The following is a 19,183-nucleotide window of genomic DNA, read 5'->3' on the forward strand; positions in this document are numbered from 1 at the left end:
ATCCAGACGGGCCTGCTATGGTGATTGAGTTCGATGTCGATTGAACTCTGTGTTGGCCAGCCACTGAATAAAAATGTTTTTCCTGCGGCGGCAACGCGGATTAATTATTCTAATGAGGAAACTATGTTTGCTATTGAAGAAGCGGTTTTTTCGACGGACGTAATCGGCGACACGCAGGAAGAATTGAAGGCGAGAATTTCGGTGCATCCTTTCCTTGCCGCGTGCCGTGCCGGAACAATCGGTCGGCCGCGACTCAACCGGCTGCTCACTCAACATGCGAAGTACGGCGAGCACTTCACCCGCTTCCTCTCGGCGCTGATGGCGAACTTGCGCTCGGGCGACGACTGCTTGCGGCTCGCCGGCAACCTGCTGGAGGAAATCGGCCTCGCGGAAGACAGTCCCACGCCGCACTCGAAGCTGTACCGTGAAATGCTCGCCGATCTCGGCGTGAATCCGGCGGACGAACCCGTTTACCCGGAGACGCAAAATCTGATCGACACCATGTACATGCTGTGCCGCCAGACCGATCCGGCGAACGGGCTGGGCGCGCTGTGCCTGGGGGCGGAAGCGATCGTTCCGGTGTTCTACGCCGATATCGTCGAGGGGTTCGTGCAGGCCGGCGTGCCGCGTGAGCGACTCGGGTTTTTTACGCTTCATATCGAGTGTGATGACGGCCATGCCGACACCATGCGCGACATCATGGCGCGGATGGTCGCCGACGATCCGGCGTCGGTGGTCACGATGGTCAGCGCGGGCGAGGCCGCGCTCAATGCGCGTCTACGCCTGTTCGACCGTCTGATGGCCGGAGGCGCGCAATGAGCGAGCGGGACCGCTTCAGTTCAGTCGATTTTCCGCGCGTGCCGGCGGTGCTCGAAGCGCAGGTGCCGGACAAGGTCGTGCATCGCAACGTGCTGGGCGGCAACGACGCGGCGTTTTCAGCGGAACGTCAGCATCCCGTTGCGCTGGTGGACTTGCCGTCGCGCGTGTTGAGCATGACCATCGGCGGACTCAAGCCGGGACAGACGTCGCGCTTGCATCGGCACAATTACGAAACGCTGATTTACGTCACCGCGGGCCGTGGCTGGTCGCGCATCGGCTCGCACCGCGTCGAGTGGCAGGCCGGCGACGCGCTGTATGTGCCCGTGTGGGCGTGGCATCAGCATGGCAATACGGGCGACCAGGACGCGACCTATGTGGCGTGTGAAAACGCGCCGGTGTTGCAGAGTTTCGGTGTCGCTTTGCGCGAGGAAGCCGACGCTGAGGAGACGCGTTAGAGAGGAGACGTCGCCTGTGTGAAGAATGACGAGGCGACCTGTGCGGCAGCGGCCGTGCCGCACAAAACGATGGGAAACGCGCTGTTGCCGCAATGGCATCGGCGCGCACTCTTTTGGGCGATCGGCATGCGAGTCTACGAATCCGATGCGCGCAGTTTCCTGCCCTGCTCGCGAATCTGTTCCAACGTCGCACCCGGTGTACTCGCCTCTTGCGGCATGCGAATCTCGATCACCGCCGCGCGGTTTGCTTCCATCGAGCGATGAAGCGCCGGCAGAAAATCTTCAGTCCGTTCCACTGTCTCGCCATGCGCGCCGAACGACTTTGCAAATGCCGCAAAGTCAGGATTCGTGAGGCCGGTGCCGTGCACGCGATTCGGATAGTGCCGCTCCTGATGCATGCGGATCGTGCCGAAGTGGTTGTTGTTCACCACAATGAAGATCACATGCAGATCGTATTGCATCGCAGTGGCGAGCTCCTGCGCCGCCATCATGAAACAGCCGTCTCCGGCCAATGCGACCACTGCGCGTTGCGGGTAAAGCGATTTCGCCGCGATTGCCGCCGGCACGCCGTAACCCATCGCGCCGCTGGTTGGTGCAAGCTGCGAGCGGAAATGCCGATACGAGAAATGCCGATGCAACCACGTTGCGTAGTTTCCTGCGCCGTTGGTGAGGATCGCGTCTTCCGGCAGATGCGCGCGCAACTGCTGGATCACTTCACCCATTTGCACGTCGCCGGGAATCGGGCGTGGTTTGCGCCAGTCGAGATACGCGCGATGGGCCTCTTCCGCGGCGCCGCTCCATGCGAGTTTCCCGGTGGATGGTTCGAGCGCGGCAAGCAATGCCGCCAGTTCCGGCATGCCGGAGACGATCGGCAAGTCGGCGGCATAGACCCGGCCCAATTCCTCGGCGCCTTGATGCACATGCACCAGCGTCTGCTTCGTTTTCGGGATGTCGAGTAGCGTGTAGCCGTTCGTGGTTGCTTCGCCCAAACGCGGGCCGAGCGTGAGCAGCAGGTCCGCGTCGCGGATACGTTGAGCAAGCGCCGGATTGATACCGAGGCCGACATCGCCCGCATAGTTCGGATGCTCGTTGTCGAGCGTGTCCTGGAAGCGGAACGCGAGGCCAATCGGCAATTGCCAATTCTCGACGAAGCGCCGCAGGTCGGCACATGAGTCAGGCGTCCAACCGCTGCCGCCGGCAACGACCATCGGGCGTTGCGCGCCTTCCAGCAAGCGACGCAACTCGTCCATCTGAGCCGCGGACGGCGAGGCTGCCACACGCTTGTAACTGGGCGCGCCAGCCACTGCTTCGCAGGCGTCGCTCAACACATCTTCCGGCAACGACAACACGACTGGCCCTGGGCGTCCCGACGTCGCTGTGTGAAACGCGTGGCTCAGGTATTCGGGAATCCGCTTCGGATCGTCGATTTGCGCGACCCATTTGGCCATCTGCCCAAACATGCGCCGATAGTCGATTTCCTGGAAAGCCTCGCGGTCGAGATGTTCGCGCGCGCATTGTCCGATCAGCAGGATCATCGGCGTGGAGTCCTGAAACGCGGTGTGCACGCCAATCGAGGCATGCGTCGCGCCCGGTCCGCGCGTGACGATCGCGACGCCGGGGCGTCCGGTCAATTTGCCGACTGCTTCGGCCATGTTCGCGGCCGCCGCTTCATGCCGGCAGACGATGGTCTGGATGCGATCTGTTTCGTCGTGCAGCGAATCGAGCACCGCGAGAAAGCTCTCGCCGGGAACACAAAAAACACGTTCGACGCCATGCGTCAGCAAGGCGTCGACGACGAGACGCGCGCCGGTGGTTTGGGTCGTGGAAGAAGATTCAGAAGCAAGCGGCATTGCGATGAAGCCTCCAGGCGTGACGATGGGTGCGATCGATGCAGACGGGTGCTTGCCGCATCGGGTTGTCTATCAACGCCGATGGGCGCACCGACAGCTTACGCCGAGCGCGTGTCCGATGTCACGGCGCAGCGCAACCGCGTGCCCCGCTGCGTCAGCACTCGACAATATTCACCGCCAACCCGCCGCGCGACGTTTCCTTGTACTTCGTCTTCATATCGGCGCCGGTCTGCATCATCGTCTTGATTACGGAGTCGAGCGACACATAATGCGTGCCGTCACCGCGCAGTGCCATGCGTGCGGCATTCACGGCTTTCACCGAGCCCATCGCATTGCGCTCGATACAGGGAATCTGCACCATGCCGCCGACCGGATCGCACGTCAGCCCGAGGTTATGCTCCATGCCGATTTCGGCCGCATTCTCGACTTGCTCCGGCGTCCCGCCCATCACGGCCGCAAGCCCACCGGCGGCCATCGAGCAGGCCACGCCCACCTCGCCCTGGCAGCCTACTTCCGCGCCGGAAATCGACGCGTTCAGCTTGTACAGAATGCCGATTGCGGCCGCCGTCATCAGGAAGTCGATCACGCCCTGCTCGTTCGAACCCGGCATGAAGCGCGTGTAGTAGTGCAGCACCGCCGGAATGATGCCGGCCGCGCCGTTGGTCGGCGCCGTCACTACGCGGCCGCCTGCGGCGTTTTCTTCATTCACGGCGATGGCGTAGAGATTGATCCAGTCGACCATCGACAGCGGATCGCGCAGCGCCAGCTCAGGATGACCCGCCAACGCACGATACAACTGCGGTGCCCGGCGCTTGACCTGGAACGGACCGGGCAAATTGCCGTCCGCATCGGGATTGTTGATGCCGCAACCACGCGACACGCACGATTGCATCACGCCCCAGATCTTCAGCAGGCCCGCGCGTGTCTCCTCTTCCGTATGCCAGACGCGCTCGTTGTCCCACATCAATTGCGCGATGCTCTTGCCGGTCGATTTGCATAACGCGAGCAGTTCGCTGCCGCTGCGAAACGAATGCGGCAACTGCTCGACGGCGCTCAGCACCTTCGTGTTCGGCGCGCCTGCCGTCACCACAAAACCACCGCCCACCGACAAATATGTCGATTCGCGCAGCGTCTCGCCCTGCGCGTCGAGCGCGCGCAGTTTCAGGCCGTTCGGATGCTCGGCCAGCGCCTGGCGATAAAACGAAATGTGATCTTTTTGCACGAACGGCACGTCGTGCGTGCCGAGCAAGGCGAGCTTGCGCGATGTCTTCACCGCTTCGAGCCGTTGCGCGATGGTGTCGGGATCGACTGTGTCGGGAGCGTCGCCCATCAGGCCGAGCATCACGCCGCGATCGGTGCCGTGCCCCTTGCCCGTCGCGCCGAGCGATCCGTACAGGTCCACCTTCACCGAGGCAGTCGCGGCCAGCAGCCCGTCGCGTTCGAGCCCTTGCGCGAACATCAGCGCCGCGCGCATCGGCCCGACCGTATGCGAACTGGACGGACCAATGCCGATTTTGAAGAGATCAAACACGCTGACTGCCATTTACTGCTCCTGCTGATAAAAGTAAGGTTAGCGCGCCGGCAGCGGTAAGCACACGGCGAGCCACGCGGGCGGCGTCGGTGCGAGCTGCAGCGCGATCGGCGTATAGCGTCCGTCCAGACGCGCCGCCAGGTGATACAACTCCGTCGCGTTTTTCGGATCCCATTGGCCCGAATAGCCGGGCAATCCGGCTTCGCGACGTTTGGCATCGAACGGAACGCTCGAATGCACGAATTCTTCATGCGTCTTGCTGCCGTCCGCATACGGCGTGAGCCAGTTCAGCGCGGCAGCCAGCGACGCGCCATTCGCGCCCTTCTCCGGCAACCAGTTGCGGTTGTGGCGGCGCGCGGCAAGTGCCGCGGTCACGAGCGGCTGCAGGTCGTACGTGACGTAGTGCAGTGCGTCGCGCTCGGTGAAGTCCACGGTCGAGCCGTCCGGTGCGATGTTGTCGCCGATGTGCTCGTCGAACAGGCGCTGCGCCGCGTTGATCATCTTGCGGTTGTCCAGCGTGAACGCGGCCATCGCGATCAGTTTGACCCGGTGGCTTTGCCAGTTGTTGCGGAACGTGCCCTTGAGCGGCCGCGGCTGAGCGTCGATTTGCGCGATGTAGCCGTTCGCAAGCTTCGTCAGGAACGCCATTGATGCATTGCGCGTTTTCACCGGCAACGCGCTCGCGGTCATGTCGTAGGCAAGGATCAGGCCTTCAAAATGGGTTTCGTCGATCGGATTGAAACTGGGTTGATAAGTCGTGACCCACGCATACAGCAAGCGGTCGACCAGTTTCAGATAACGATCGTCACTGGTCGCGCGCCAGGCGAGCGCGGCGTCGCGCAGCAGATCCAGATCCTTCGCCGCCTCGACGCTTTGATCGTAGATGCCTTCGTGCGGCAGCGTGCCTTCGGTATGCAGTTTCGCCACCGCATGCGGCGGGTCGTTCAGATGTGCCTGCACATTGCTCACCAGCGCCTTGACGCCCGGATCGGCATTCGTGCGCTCACTGGTTTGCAGCGCGGGGGCTGCACAAAAATTCATCGCGGCCTGCGCCTGCCGCAGCGGCAGCAGCACCGCCGCGCTCGCCAGCAGTAATGTGCAAGCCTGTTGCCATGTCTGGGCTCGCGTTGCTTCGGTCCGGCTCTGCATCAATCGCACCTTTCGCGCCATGCGAAACTCCTCGTTAGGCTGATTCGGTGTGAGATGTTAGCCGTTTGCGGAGCCGAGCGACAGAACCGCGCAACGCCTGCTTACAACCTTCAGGGCGATGCGCGGTTAGCGGACACGCTTACTCGTAGTCGGCGATCGGCACGCAGGAGCAGAACAGATTGCGGTCGCCATACACGTTGTCCGCCCGGCCGACGGGCGGCCAGTACTTCTTCGCGATCAGTGTAGGCAGCGGGTACGCGGCGGTTTCGCGCGCATACGCATGCTTCCATTCGTTGGCAATGACCACCGCTGCCGTGTGCGGCGCGTGCTTGAGCGGATTGTCTTCACGGTCCGAGCGGCCTTCTTCGACGGCGCGAATTTCATCGCGGATCGCGATCATCGCTTCGATGAAGCGGTCGAGTTCCTCTTTCGATTCCGATTCGGTCGGCTCGACCATCAGCGTGCCCGGCACCGGGAAGCTCATGGTCGGTGCGTGGAAGCCGTAGTCGGCGAGACGCTTGGCGACGTCGTCGACGGTGATGCCGCTGGTTTCCTTGATCGGACGCAGATCGAGAATGCACTCGTGCGCGACCAGTCCGCCCGGGCCCGAATACAGCACCGGATAATGCGGCGCGAGTTTTTTCGCGACGTAGTTCGCGTTCAGGATTGCGGTTTCGGTGGCTGCGGTGAGGTTCTTCGCGCCCATCATCGCGATGTACATCCACGAAATCGGCAGGATCGATGCGGAACCGTACGGTGCGCCCGACACCGCGCCGATACCGTTCGGCGCGCGCTCGTAGCCCGTTGCAATCTGATTGGGCAGGAATTGCGCGAGATGCGCGCCGACCGCGACCGGGCCGACGCCCGGGCCGCCGCCGCCGTGCGGAATACAGAAGGTCTTGTGCAGATTCAGGTGCGAGACATCGCCGCCGAACTGGCCCGGCGCGCACAGGCCGACCATCGCGTTCATATTCGCGCCATCCACGTAGACCTGGCCGCCGTGCGCATGCACGATCTCGCAGATTTCGCGAACGTTCGCCTCGAACACGCCGTGCGTGGACGGATACGTGATCATGATCGCCGCGAGCTTGTCGGCGTGTTGGTCGGCTTTCTTCTTCAGGTCTTCGATATCGACGTTGCCTTGCGCGTCGCAAGCCACCACGACCACCTGCATGCCCGCCATTTGCGCCGACGCCGGATTCGTGCCGTGCGCCGAAGCAGGAATCAGACAGACGTTGCGATGCGCTTCGCCGCGCGATGCGTGGTAAGCGTGGATGATCAGCAGGCCCGCGTACTCGCCTTGCGAACCGGCGTTCGGTTGCAGCGACACCGCGGCGTAACCCGTTGCCGCAACCAGCATTTCTTCGAGCTGGTCGATCATTTCGCGGTAGCCGACGGTTTGTTCAGCCGGTGCGAACGGATGGATCTGGCCGAATTCGGGCCACGTGACTGGCAGCATTTCCGAGGTGGCGTTCAGCTTCATCGTGCATGAGCCGAGCGGAATCATCGAACGGTCGAGCGCGAGATCCTTGTCCGACAGGCTGCGCAGATAGCGCAGCATTTCCGTTTCAGAATGATGACGGTTGAACACGTGGTGCGTGAGGTACGCGCTGGTGCGCTCCAGCGCGGCCGGCACCGACGCGGTGTTCGACGCGGCGATGGCGGCGTCGAGCGCATCGACTTGCGGCACGTCTTGCGCGCCCGCGGCTTCCGCGAACGCGGCAAGCAGGTCGGCCAGATCGTGGCGCGTCGTGGTTTCGTCGACCGACAGGCCGACTTGCGTGTCGCTCACGCGGCGCAGGTTGATGCGCCGGGCTTTGGCGGCGTCGTGCAGCGCCTGGGTGCGCGCGCCGCTTTCGAACGTCAGCGTGTCGAAGAAGGTTTCGTTGACCAGCGTGTAGCCCAGTTGCTTCGCGCCTTCGGCGAGCAATGCGGCGATGCGGTTCACCCGCAGTGCGATCGTTTTCAGACCGTGCGGGCCGTGATAAACCGCGTACATGCTGGCCATGATCGCGAGCAACGCTTGCGCGGTGCACACGTTCGAGGTCGCTTTTTCGCGGCGGATATGTTGTTCACGCGTTTGCAGCGCGAGACGCAATGCCGGATTGCCTTGCGCGTCGACCGTCACGCCGACGAGACGGCCCGGCATCTGGCGCTTGAATTCGTCGCGTACGGCGAGGTAAGCCGCGTGCGGGCCGCCGAAACCGACCGGCACGCCGAAACGCTGTGTGTTGCCGACGGCCACGTCCGCGCCCCATTCGCCCGGCGGCGTCAGAACGGTCAGTGCGAGCAGATCGGCGGCGACCACCACGTGGCCGCCCGCCGCGTGGATCGCGTCAGCGAGTGCGCGGTAGTCGCGCACGTCGCCGTTGACGCCCGGATATTGCAGCAGCACGCCGAACGCATTCGCGTTCGCGGCGTCCGCGGCCGGACCCACTTTCACTTCGATGCCGACCGGCGTGGCGCGTGTTTTCACCACTTCGATGGTTTGCGGCAGCACGTCGTCGGCGACATAAAACACGTTCGACTTCGGCTTGCCGACGCGTTGCAGCAGCGTCATCGCTTCGGCTGCGGCGGTGGCTTCGTCGAGCAGCGACGCGTTCGAAATCGCCAGACCTGTCAGGTCGACGATCATTTGCTGGAAGTTCAGCAGCGCTTCCAGACGGCCCTGCGAGATTTCCGGCTGATACGGCGTGTACGCGGTGTACCACGCCGGATTTTCGAGCACGTTGCGCAGGATCACCGCCGGCGTGTGCGCGTTGTAATAGCCTTGCCCGATGTATGAGCGGAACACCTGGTTCTTCTCCGCCAGCTCGCGCAGCGCGGCGAGCGCTTCCGCTTCGCTCTTCGGTTGCACGAAGGGGCCGAGCGGCAGCGTTTCGGCCCGGCGGATCGTCTTCGGAATCACGGCGTCGATCAGCGCGGCGCGCGACGCGAAGCCGAGGGCTTCGAGCATGGCCTGCTGGTCGGCCGAATCCGGGCCGATGTGCCGTTCTGCGAAGGCGTCATGCACTTCGAGCGCGGCGAGCGAGAGAGGAGTGCGGTTCATCAGACGATCCGGGTGTTCGAGCTTCATGAGGTGTTCCTGCCGGCGCGGGCGTCCGTTCGACGGTTGAATCGGACGCGCCGCGCCTGTCGGGTTTAAACGTAAAGGTGCAACGTACGGTGAATCAGGCGCCGATCGACTTCGAGTAAGCGTCCGCGTCGATCAGGCGGTCCAGCGATGCGCCCGCGGCCGGCTTGATCTTGAAGAGCCAGTTTTCGTACGGCGCGCTGTTGACGCCGTCCGGCGTATCGGCAACCGCCGGGTTCGCTTCGATGATTTCGCCCGCGACCGGTGCGTAAATATCGGAGGCGGCTTTCACCGACTCGATCACGGCAACGGTGTCGCCGGCGTCAACGGTCTTGCCCAGTTCCTGGACTTCGAAGAAGACGATGTCGCCGAGCGCTTCCTGCGCGTGGTCGGTGATGCCGACCGTCAGCGTGCCGTCCGCTTCGGTGCGGACCCACTCGTGCGATTCGGTGTATTTCAGATCGGCCGGGATGCTCATCGGATGCTCCTATGCGGTGTGATTTGGTGGTGTTTCAAAGTGGTGACGCACGCGCCGGCTGCTTAAACCGCGAGCACCTTGCCGTTGCGCACGAACGGCAGTTTTACCACGCTTGCAGGGACGTTTTTGTCACGAATCTGAACGTGAACGGTGTCGCCCGGCTGCACGCCCTTCGGCACGCGCGCAAAGGCGATCGATTCCTGCATCGTGGGGGAAAACGTACCGCTGGTGATTTCGCCTTCGCCATGCGGCGTGACGACTTTCTGATGAGCACGCAGCACGCCTGCCGCCTTGCCGTTTTCCTTCAGCAGGATCAGTCCGACGAACGCGGCTTGCGAGCCGTCGGCTTCCAGCTTGCTCCGGCCGACGAAGTCGCGCGGCGAGCTCAGATCGACGGTCCAGGCGAGGCCGGCGTCGAGCGGCGAGACGTTGTCGTCCATATCCTGGCCGTACAGATTCATACCGGCTTCGAGGCGCAGCGTGTCGCGCGCGCCGAGGCCGGCGGGGCGCACGCCCTGACGCGCCAAGGCGTCCCAAAACTCGCAGACGGACGTGGCGGGCAGGACGATTTCAAAGCCGTCTTCGCCGGTGTAGCCGGTGCGGGCGATCATCAATTCGCCAAACGGCGTGTTGTCGACGATCGCAGCGTTAAACGGCTTGAGGAGTTCGGTCGCGGTGCGGCTGGACGGCGCGACTTGCCAGACCTTGTGGCGCGCATTCGGGCCCTGCACGGCGACGATCGCCAGATCGCGGCGCGGTGTAATGGTCAGACCGTAGCCGCCTTCGGCGTTGAGCTTGTTGAACCAGGCGACGTCTTTCTCGGCGGTGCCGGCGTTGACGACCAGCCGGAAGTGCGTCTCGCTGAAGTAATAGACGATCAGGTCGTCGATCACGCCGCCATTCGGGTTGAGCAGACAGGAGTAGAGCGCGCGGCCCGGCGTTTGCAGCTTGGCGACGTTGTTGGCCAGCGCGTATTCGAAGAAGGCGCGTACGCGCTCACCGGTGAAATCGACGACGCACATGTGCGAGACGTCGAACATGCCGGCGTCGGTACGCACGGCGCGGTGTTCGTCGATCTGCGAGCCGTAATTGACGGGCATGTCCCAGCCGCCGAAATCGACCATGCGGGCGTTGAGCGCACGATGGGTGGCGTTGAGCGGGGTGTGTTTGAGTTCGGTCATGGGGCCTCAGGCGTCTCGCGAAACAAAAAAGGCCATGCGGCGCTACGCCTCGCGGCCTGCCGGCTGCGAGCGGTTTGCGTTGCATGACCCCTCTGTCCTCGATACCTGAGAGATTGCGCTGCCGTGCGATGTGAAGCCGTGATCGCTACGGTGAAACGCGCGCCCCTTCGGTGGGCAGCTTGCCGGAATCTGCACCGCTATAAACGATGCAGACGGCTACTGCCGCTCTCCAGAGTGCGAAAAACCGATGTCTCGATGCTGCATTGACGCGGGTTTTTCGACGCGGCCGGTCCTTTTGCCTGAGAGTTTGTGGGTGTGCCCCTTCGGCGGCGCGGCCTGCGAATTTCTGCGGCCAGCACGCTCTCCCGACGCGTGCGGCGAATGTACGCGAGGGCCGGGGGCTTGTCAAATAAAGGCCCGCAACGGGCACGGGGGACGGCCCTGCGGGTTCGTCGAGGTCAAAAAAAAGCGCGGGACGCAATGCCCGCGCTTCTTTGCTTCAGTGCCTGAACCGGCGCGATTATTCGCCGATGGCGTGTGCCGCGTTGTCCAGTTCCTGGTTCAGCACGCGCTGCTCGTCGCTGGACAGACCACCGCCGTGTTGCGCCGCCATATCGTGCGCTTCCTGGCGGATCACGTCGAGACGGTGGTGCAATGCGCCGCCTTGCGGGGGCGGGTAATAGCCTTGGTTGACGTGAGCGTCAATGCGACGGCTCAGGTTGTCGATGCGGCCATTGACTTGATGGAGGCGCTCATCCGCGATCTGCTGCGGGTTGGGGCGCGGCGCCGGCGCGGGTTGCTGGGGCGCCACCACGCAGGCGGCGAGAGAGCTGAGCAATGCGCATGCTGCTACTGCGCGGGCGATACGGGGCATGGACTCTCCAGAAGTCGTTGTCGTTTTGTGTTGGTGCTACTGGGGTAGCAACGGATTGCCGGCGATTTACGCTGACCGCGAAGAGGGGGTTATTTGTAACGTTATGTTCCTTTCGGGATTGACAGGTGTGTTGCGCCGGACGGCGGCGGTGTTCGCGTGCCACCGCCGGACAATCCGAAAGGCAGGCAAGTGCCTTGTAAGTGCCCTGTAACGTACGCAAAAAAGTCAGCGAATACGCTCGAATGGCAGCCGGACTCCGTCTTCCGAACTCCGGGCAGCAAGCTCGATGATCGTCATCACGTCGACTGCGTCCTGAGCGCTGACTGGAAATTTCACGCCATTCTGGATGGCATCCGCCAAAGCAATATAGAAACCGACGTAATCACCATTGCGCGTAGGCACCTCCCGCTCCACTTCCTGACCGCCTTCGAGCACGCGCAGTACGCCCGCCGCATTGCCGGCACCGAATCCCTCGTCGCCAGGCCGCAGGCCTGCTTTCAACTGATCTTCCTGCGTGTCGAGACCGTACTTCACGTAGCTTCCCTGCGTGCCGTGAATCGTGAACCTCGGCGCAGCCAGCGCGGTCAACGCGCTGGCATGCAGTACCACCTCGAACTCACCGTATCCAAGTTGAATATGCACATAGTCGGGCGCGCTGGCCTGGTCGCGGTGCGTGCGAACCGTCGCGAACACCGTTTGCGGCGCGCCGAACAATGCCAATGCCTGATCGATCAGGTGCGGGCCGAGATCGAACAGCAAGCCGCCGCCGCGCGAAGCTTCCTCGCGCCAACGCTGCTTGACTTCCGGGCGGAAGCGGTCGAAATGCGATTCGTATTGCGTGATGCGCCCTAGCTCCCTGCTGGCGAGCAGATCCCGGACGGTCAGAAAATCACCGTCCCAGCGGCGGTTATGAAAGGGCACGAAGCGCTTGCTGCGGGCGAGTGCGATGTTGGCGAGCGTATGGGCGTCCGCCGCGCTTAGCGTGACCGGTTTGTCGACCACCACGTGCTTGCCCGCTTCCAGCGTGCGGCGCGCCAGGTCGAAGTGCGTGTCATTGGGCGTCGCGATGACGATACAGTCGATTTCATCGAGCGCCAGCAGGGCGTCGAGATCGGCCACCACCTTTGCGTGTGGGTAATCGGCCTGTGCGCGCTCGGGGTGGCTCGTCGCGATGGCCGCGACGCTCGCCCGCCCGCAGTGCTCGATCACCGGCGCATGAAAGGTCGCGCCAGCAAAACCGTAACCCATCAATCCAATCTTCAGCGATGCGGACATGCGTGTCTTCCTGCAGAAACGGCGCGCCGTTTTGCCACCGCGGCGACGGCGCGCAACACTGTAATTGTGGCATGTCTCGAAGACGGACTGTCAGCGTTGCCGCAGGCCCCTGTCAGGGATATCTGTCATCAGGCTGTTCAAGCCAGGCCTCGGCATGGCGTTGGGGTCGCCATCCGGCCGTCGGACGCAGCGCGCTGGTTTTGCTCGTCCATTTCCAGTCTGTCACGTTCATCCGCGTCATTTATCCGTGTTAACATCGCTGCTCTCGCGCAGGCGCGGCGAGCCGGAACCCCGCGGCACAAGCGGCGCCGTTCCAGCCGCCGGCCCCGCGCAGCATGCCCCCGGGCCTTCGGTCTCGCGATCCCGCACCTAAGCGCCCTCAACCGCATTACCCATCCACAGACGATGTCCGCAGGCCTGAACCCCGCTCAAGATGAAGCGGTCCGTTATCTCGACGGTCCGTGTCTCGTGCTCGCCGGCGCCGGCAGCGGCAAGACGCGCGTGATCACGCAGAAAATCGCGCACCTGATCGAGGCCAAGGGCTTCGAACCGCGCCATATCGCCGCCGTCACGTTCACGAACAAGGCCGCGTTGGAAATGCGCGAGCGCGTGGGCAAGCTGCTCGAGGGCAAGACGCTCACCACGCCCGGCAAGGAAGGCCGCAAAGTGCCCGTCAACCAGTTGACGGTCTGTACCTTCCACTCGCTCGGCGTGCAGATTCTGCGGCAGGAAGCGGAACACGTCGGTTTGAAACCGCAGTTCTCGATCATGGATTCGGACGACTGCTTCGGCATGATTCAGGAGCAGGTCGGCTCGACGGACAAGGGCTTCATCCGCAAGATCCAGTCGATCATTTCGCTATGGAAGAACGGCATGATCATGCCGGAGCAGGCGATCGCGATTGCCGCGAATGAAGATGAACACCAGGCCGCGATCGTCTACCGTAATTACGTGGCGACGCTGCATGCGTATCAGGCGGTCGACTTCGACGACCTGATCCGTCTGCCCGCCGAACTCTTCGAAAAGAACGAGCAGGTGCGCGACCGCTGGCAGAACAAGCTGCGCTATCTGTTGATCGACGAGTATCAGGACACCAACGCGTGTCAGTACGAACTGGTGAAACTGCTGGCCGGCAAGCGCGCGGCGTTCACGGCGGTCGGCGACGACGATCAGGCGATTTACGGCTGGCGCGGCGCGACGCTCGAAAACCTCGGTCAGCTCAGCAAGGATTTTCCGAAGCTGCATCTGATCAAGCTCGAGCAGAACTATCGCTCGACGGTGCGTATTCTCACCGCCGCGAACAACGTGATCGCGAACAACCCGAAGCTGTTCGAAAAGAAGCTCTGGTCTGAACACGGCATGGGCGACACGATCACCGTCACGGCTTGCAACGACGAAGAGCACGAGGCCGAATCTGTGGTGTTTCGCCTGTCCGCGCACAAGTTCGAGCGGCGTGCGAATTTTCGCGACTACGCGATCCTGTATCGCGGCAACTTTCAGGCGCGTATCTTCGAACAGGTGCTGCGTCGTGAACGGATTCCGTATGTGCTGTCGGGCGGGCAGTCGTTTTTCGACAAAGCCGAGATCAAGGACATCTGCGCGTATTTGCGCCTGATCGCCAACGCAAACGACGACCCCGCGTTCATCCGCGCGATCACCACGCCGCGCCGCGGTGTCGGCAATACGACGCTCGAAGCGCTCGGCTCGTTTGCGGGTCAGGCAAAAGTGTCGCTATTCGAAGCGGTTTATATGGGCGGCATTGAAGCCCGCTTGTCGCCGCGTCAGATCGAACCGATGCGCGTGTTCTGCGACTTCATGCAGCGGCTCACCGACCGCGCCGAGAAGGATGCGGCCGGCCCGCTGCTCGACGAGCTGATGGACGCGATCCACTACGAAGCCTATCTGTACGACGCGTTCGACGAACGTCAGGCGCAGTCCAAGTGGCAGAACGTGCTCGAGTTCATGGTATGGCTGAAGCGCAAAGGCACCAAGGCCGAACCGGAGGGTTCGGAGGCGAGTGAGGCCACCGGCTACGACACGGCCGACGGCCTCGGCGACACCGGCAAGAATCTGCTCGGCCTGATTCAGACCGTGGCGCTGATGTCGATGCTCGAAGGCCGCGAAGAGGATCCGGACGCGGTGCGGCTTTCGACCGTGCACGCGTCGAAGGGACTGGAGTATCCGCACGTGTTTCTGGTGGGTGTCGAAGAAGGCATCATGCCGCACCGTGGCGGCCCCGATGACGAACCGATCGACGACGCGCGCATCGAGGAAGAGCGGCGTTTGATGTACGTCGCGATCACGCGGGCGCAGCGCAGCCTGCATCTGAACTGGTGCAAGAAGCGCAAGCGGGCGCGCGAAACCGTGGTGTGTGAGCCGTCGCGTTTCATCCCCGAGATGCTGCTCGACGATGCGCCGCCGCCGACGCCGGAAGAAGCGCCGATGTCCCCGAAAGACCGGCTCGCGAGTTTGAAGGCGCTGTTGCAGAAGCCTTGAAGTAAGACCTTGCGGGCGGCGGGTGCATCGGCGGTTTTCCGCGCAGGCACGCTACAGTGGTGCGGCCCGCTGACTCGATGTCGGCCGGATGTCGAGCGGGCGCCAATTGGAGATCGCTCGCATGCCCACGCCGCCGCCCGCGCACTATCGCCGCGCTCTCGAAACCTACGTCGACGCGAAAGACAACACGCGGGCCGAGCGCATCGCCGAAGCCTTTGCTCCCGATGCCGTGCTCACCATTTCGCTCGCGACGTCGAACATCGCGTTTCCGGCGCGCACGGTCGGCACCGATGCAATTGCGAAAACGCTTGTCACTGATTTCGGCGCTCAATATACGCAGTGCCGCACCTATTACGTGTGCGATTCGCTCGCGGTCCGAGGCGACACGATCGACGCGCTGCCCTGGCTAGTGATAATGCGCGAACAGGCAAGCGGCGCATTGCGGGTGGGCCACGGCGTGTACCGTTGGAATTTCGACGCGACGCCGGCTGTGACGGGGTTCCATATCCACATTGCACGCATGGATGTCGTGCCGGACGAAGACGGCACTTTGCTCGATGCATTGCAGGACGGCCTGAGCTATCCATGGCTTGCGCCTGCCGAATTGCACGCGCATTTCACGTCGCTCGCTCGCAGCACGCCGGCGTTGGCATTTGTCGAAGCGTTCAAGCATCCCGCGGTGGCATCGGCTGGCATCTGATCTGCGCCGGCCGAGTATCGTCGTGAGAGAAACGCGTTAAAAAAATCCCTGCTCGTGTCGTCACGATGCAGGGATTTTTTGTTCTACAGCAACCGCCGGATGCCTTATTTCGCCGCGCTGACCATGTAGTCGACGGCGGCTTTCACGTCCGCATCCGAGGCATTCGAGCCGCCTTTGGGCGGCATCGCGCCCTTGCCATGCAGCGCGTAGTTGTAGATGGTGTCCATTGGGTCCTTCAGGCGCGGCGCCCAGGCTTCCTTGTCGCCGAACTTTGGTGCGTTCAGCACGCCGGCCGCGTGACATGCCTGGCAAACCTGCTGGTACAGCGCCTTGCCGGCTTGCGAGGCGTCCGCGCTTTGCGCAGCGCCGGCTGCCGGCGCAGCGGCTTGCGGCACGCTTGCCATAGCGGCCAATGCGGCGGCAGCTTGAGCAGCGCCGGCATCCGAAGCGCCCGCCGGCGCTGCGGCAGCGGCACCAGAAGCGGCGGCCGCCGCACCCGCGGCCGGCTGCGCCGGTTCAGGGAAGCTCGCGCCGGAATTGTTCGCCATGTACACCACCGCGCGGGCGATTTCGAAGTCGCTGTAGTCGTCCGGGCTGGTGCCGCCGCGCGGGGGCATCGCGCCCTTGCCAGTGAGCGCCGTGTGCCACAGCGTGTCGAAGCCCTGCGAAATGCGCGGGGCCCAGTCGGCGGTATTGGTGAATTTCGGCGCGCCTGCCGCACCCGACGCGTGACAGGCGGAGCAAACGGCCTTGTAGACTTCTTCGCCGGTCTTGTAGACGCGTGGCGCATTGGCGTCGCGAATGTCGACTTGCGCGAGCGGCTTGATGCGCGCGCTGACTTCGGCTTCGGAAAGACTGTCTGTCCCGGCACCGGTGCGTGTCGAATTATCGACGTAAATCACCAGCAGAACGATGATGACGATCGGTACCGCAAAACTGGCAATGATCGCGGCAATGAGCTGCCCGGGGGTTTTGATTGGGGCTCCGTGTGGTGCTTCGCTCATGCTTGTCTCGTCTCCGTGGGTATGTGAGCGGTACAGCGTGACGGCAACTTCTTGTTCTTTATTCAGCCACGGACGATTATAGACGGAACATTTCGACGGCGGCGAGGGGCTCGGCGCGGTGTTCAGCAGGCGTTTACCCGCATCGCGGAGCGTGGCCGGCGGCGCCTGGATGGCGGGCCGAAGCCGCCCAATCCCGCCATATAGGCCGTCCGGTGGACGGTTGGGCCGAAACCGGGTATCCTTTCGGTCTCGCTTTGGCGTCGCTCCTGTTCAGGTTGCCGCGCTTTCGTGTTGAAGCGCCCGTAGCTCAATGGATAGAGTACTGCCCTCCGAAGGCAGGGGTTGCTGGTTCGATCCCAGCCGGGCGCACCATCTGATGTTCCTCTGAATTCCCCTGAAGTCCTGAAATCCCTCGTCAGCTAAGGCATTGCGGGAAATTTGCGTCCGCAAAAAGCCAAGGAATCCCGCCCCAAAGCCCGCGGTCGCATAGCCCCAAAAGTCACATCCAAAATGGCCGCTCCTCGGAGCCTCACTGCGGTCATAGACGTCGACCGACCTTAGCGGCGCGGCCGCGCTCGCTTGCGCGTCCCAAGGCGGGGGCGCGAGCGTGCGGCAATCTCAACGTGCGACCGCGTCTCCGGCCACATTGCCGTGCCTAATTGGAGGAAGCCGCAGCGTAGCCGTGCTATCCGCCTTGAACACCGTCTTCCAGTCATCCTTCATATCGACGACGAGCCAGCCTTTCGCGCCGGCTTCGTCCAGACCCTTGTCGAGCTTGCCGCTTTTCGCCGAGCGGTCGTACGCGTACTCCCGCTCACCGTCGGTGTGATGCAGCAGTGCCGCGAGGCGCGGACCGTCGCCGGCGGCGGTCCATTCGAGCATTGGCACGTCGCCGTCGGCGTTGCCGAACGCGATCACAGGGCGCCTGCCGATCACACGGTCGATGGCGAGCGGTTTGGCGGCGCCGTCGACCAGATTGTCGACCTGCGCAAGCCGGGTCAGCGTGACGGCGCCGTTCGTTTGGCCATACTTGTATTTGACGGTGCTGCCGATCACCTGCTCGGGCGGAATGCCGTAGACACGCTGCGCCAGGTCGCGGACGAACTCGACATCGCTGCCCGTCACTAGATAGGTCCTGAAGCCATTGGCGCGCAGGTAGGCGAGCAGTTCGAGCATTGGCTGATAAGCGAGCTCGGCGTACGGGCGGTTAAAGCGCGGGTCACTCGCGGAGTCGAACCATTCGTGGACGAGCGCGGCGAATTGATCGCTGGTCATGCCGGCATGCGCGGCCGCCAGCACTCTCATCGAGCCGGCATCGCCGCTCCCCGCGATGCTTTTCAGATTGCCTCTCAGAATCGAGCGGAAGGGTTCCTGCCGCTTCCATTCCGGATGCCGCCCGGCCACCGTTTTCACCCGTTGCAGCGCGAACACCAGTTGCACCGAGGCAGGTTGCTCCGGCCACAACGTGCCGTCGTTGTCGAACACGGCAACCCGGTCAGCACGCGCAATGAAGTCCTTCGACTCGGGCGTGGTGACCAGCGTGACGAAATCGACAATCGAGCGTCGGGTCGCTGTGTCGTTCCATGACGGCAGCGCCGTGGCGGCCGATGCGGCGGCTTGCGACCCGCCCGCGTCGTGACGCGGCGTAACAGTGCAAGCTGAAAGAATTACAACGGTCAAAGCAATGCAGTACCGGTGCATCGTACGAATCATGAAAGCCTCATCAAAAGCGGTGGGTCGAAGCTAAAGCGAGCGCCAGTCTAATGGGGTGCGGTGATTGTTGCAGCCCATTCTGTTGCTTTTTAACGCGGCTGCCTCGATGCCGGCAATGCGCGATAGCAGATGCCGTCATGTGGATTCATATGAACCGGGTAAAAAAACTGGCAAGGCCATATCAGAAATATGCAATTGGAATGGCTATAAAAACCTAAGGCGGGCGGAAAATTCCTGAGCTTTCGATCGTGTTACAAATTTATCTCTGTAATCTCCTGAAACGTTTGCTACCATTCCGCCACAAGCTCACGCGTAGTGAACCTTTTATCTTCCGCATGCTTTGTTCGGTGCGGCGTTCTTGGGTCTGAGAGGAGCGTCCATGCAATCCCTGTGTCCGGCCGTGTTGTCTTCCCAGTCTGCTCGCAAGGTTTAGCGCTATTTAACTGCGCGTCTTTCTGTTCTGCGCATTTCCCGGCTGCACGTGGCTGCCGGGCGGGCGAACTCGCTTCCGCGATTAATGTGAGTTAAATCAAGAAATACGAATGCTATTTCCTGAATTCATTTGCTTTGGCAATGGGGAATACG

Annotated in this window: 14 protein-coding genes, 1 tRNA gene and 2 riboswitches; of the genes, 5 read left to right on the top strand and 10 right to left on the bottom strand. The window is 62.8% G+C overall.

All coding sequences use genetic code 11. From position 1 onward, the window contains the following. The first annotated feature begins 123 nt into the window (after positions 1-123). Entirely contained in the window at positions 124-819 is a 696-nt protein-coding gene (locus tag HWX91_RS05890; RefSeq protein WP_042276008.1) for an iron-containing redox enzyme family protein, read from the top strand. Then, positions 816-1,274: a cupin domain-containing protein gene (locus HWX91_RS05895; protein WP_028198448.1), complete on the top strand. Its 459-nt coding sequence runs from the start codon at positions 816-818 to the stop codon at positions 1,272-1,274. The genes HWX91_RS05890 and HWX91_RS05895 overlap by 4 nt, the downstream gene beginning before the upstream one ends. A 134-nt stretch (positions 1,275-1,408) precedes the next feature. Here HWX91_RS05895 and HWX91_RS05900 read toward each other — a convergent pair whose 3' ends face one another. The 8 genes from HWX91_RS05900 to HWX91_RS05935 all read right to left on the bottom strand — a co-directional run bounded on the left by HWX91_RS05900 (position 1,409) and on the right by HWX91_RS05935 (position 12,685). After that, a complete protein-coding gene (locus tag HWX91_RS05900) occupies positions 1,409-3,124 on the bottom strand; it encodes a thiamine pyrophosphate-binding protein (protein WP_042276012.1) in 1,716 nt (571 codons plus the stop codon). Positions 3,125-3,278: 154 nt separating this feature from the next. Continuing rightward, on the bottom strand, positions 3,279-4,667 hold the full coding sequence (locus tag HWX91_RS05905) for an L-serine ammonia-lyase (protein WP_028198450.1): 1,389 nt from the start codon (positions 4,665-4,667) through the stop codon (positions 3,279-3,281). 27 nt (positions 4,668-4,694) lie between these two features. Then, positions 4,695-5,825 (bottom strand): alginate lyase family protein, encoded by a 1,131-nt coding sequence (locus tag HWX91_RS05910; protein ID WP_028198451.1) that lies wholly within the window; start codon positions 5,823-5,825, stop codon positions 4,695-4,697. Between the two features lie 118 nt (positions 5,826-5,943). Next, entirely contained in the window at positions 5,944-8,880 is a 2,937-nt protein-coding gene (gcvP, locus tag HWX91_RS05915; protein WP_028198452.1) for an aminomethyl-transferring glycine dehydrogenase, read from the bottom strand. 94 nt (positions 8,881-8,974) lie between these two features. Next, on the bottom strand, positions 8,975-9,355 hold the full coding sequence (gcvH, locus tag HWX91_RS05920; RefSeq protein WP_028198453.1) for a glycine cleavage system protein GcvH: 381 nt from the start codon (positions 9,353-9,355) through the stop codon (positions 8,975-8,977). A 62-nt stretch (positions 9,356-9,417) separates the two neighbouring features. Then, positions 9,418-10,536: a glycine cleavage system aminomethyltransferase GcvT gene (gene gcvT / locus HWX91_RS05925; RefSeq protein ID WP_028198454.1), complete on the bottom strand. Its 1,119-nt coding sequence runs from the start codon at positions 10,534-10,536 to the stop codon at positions 9,418-9,420. A gap of 82 nt (positions 10,537-10,618) precedes the next feature. After that, positions 10,619-10,779, bottom strand: a riboswitch (glycine riboswitch). A 33-nt stretch (positions 10,780-10,812) separates the two neighbouring features. Then, positions 10,813-10,914, bottom strand: a riboswitch (glycine riboswitch). A 142-nt stretch (positions 10,915-11,056) separates the two neighbouring features. Beyond that, positions 11,057-11,410: a hypothetical protein gene (locus HWX91_RS05930; RefSeq protein WP_028198455.1), complete on the bottom strand. Its 354-nt coding sequence runs from the start codon at positions 11,408-11,410 to the stop codon at positions 11,057-11,059. A 225-nt stretch (positions 11,411-11,635) separates the two neighbouring features. Further along, positions 11,636-12,685, bottom strand: coding sequence for an oxidoreductase (locus HWX91_RS05935; protein ID WP_028198456.1), 1,050 nt, complete (start codon positions 12,683-12,685; stop codon positions 11,636-11,638). 405 nt (positions 12,686-13,090) lie between these two features. Here HWX91_RS05935 and HWX91_RS05940 point away from each other — a divergent pair, with 405 nt between their 5' ends. Together HWX91_RS05940 and HWX91_RS05945 are read left to right on the top strand one after the other, a co-directional pair. Further along, on the top strand, positions 13,091-15,181 hold the full coding sequence (locus HWX91_RS05940) for a UvrD-helicase domain-containing protein (RefSeq protein WP_028198457.1): 2,091 nt from the start codon (positions 13,091-13,093) through the stop codon (positions 15,179-15,181). A 121-nt stretch (positions 15,182-15,302) separates the two neighbouring features. Further along, entirely contained in the window at positions 15,303-15,881 is a 579-nt protein-coding gene (locus HWX91_RS05945) for a hypothetical protein (protein ID WP_028198458.1), read from the top strand. 104 nt (positions 15,882-15,985) lie between these two features. Here the strand turns inward: HWX91_RS05945 and HWX91_RS05950 are convergent, their stop codons facing one another. Next, positions 15,986-16,885, bottom strand: coding sequence for a c-type cytochrome (locus HWX91_RS05950; protein WP_028198459.1), 900 nt, complete (start codon positions 16,883-16,885; stop codon positions 15,986-15,988). 296 nt (positions 16,886-17,181) lie between these two features. On the opposite strand from HWX91_RS05950, the gene HWX91_RS05955 reads away from it, so the two are divergent. Then, positions 17,182-17,257 (top strand) — tRNA-Arg (locus tag HWX91_RS05955). Positions 17,258-17,503: 246 nt separating this feature from the next. Here the strand turns inward: HWX91_RS05955 and HWX91_RS05960 are convergent. After that, positions 17,504-18,598, bottom strand: coding sequence for an HAD family hydrolase (locus tag HWX91_RS05960; RefSeq protein ID WP_081833184.1), 1,095 nt, complete (start codon positions 18,596-18,598; stop codon positions 17,504-17,506). Positions 18,599-19,183: the final 585 nt, after the last annotated feature.

The organism is Paraburkholderia fungorum, from assembly GCF_902833645.1.
Taxonomy (GTDB): Bacteria; Pseudomonadota; Gammaproteobacteria; order Burkholderiales; family Burkholderiaceae; genus Paraburkholderia; species Paraburkholderia fungorum.